Source organism: Bradyrhizobium sp. Ken01, from assembly GCF_055807355.1.
Window position 1 is genome coordinate 1 of sequence record NZ_JBVVPC010000249.1, and the last position, 254, is coordinate 254.

Annotated in this window: 1 protein-coding gene; it reads right to left on the minus strand. The window is 52.8% G+C overall.

The genetic code is table 11. The annotated features are described in order from the left end of the window. On the minus strand, nt 1-254 hold a 254-nt coding region (locus AC0L3S_RS39530; protein WP_473285389.1), incomplete at both ends, for a M1 family aminopeptidase.

Below are 254 nucleotides of genomic sequence, written 5' to 3' on the forward strand. Positions count from 1 at the left end.
GCACAAAGTCGTCACAGGTCGCTGCACTACCATCATGACGCTCGAAATAAAGCTGCATCCCTTTCTGGAAGTTTTCTTCGCCAAGCAGGGTGTGGATCATGCGAATCACTTCCGCGCCCTTCTCGTAAACGGTCAGGGTGTAGAAGTTGTTCATCTCAATGACCATATCCGGGCGGATCGGGTGCGCCATCGGGCTGGCGTCTTCTGCAAACTGCAATCCGCGCATGGTGCGTACATTATTGATGCGGTTAACT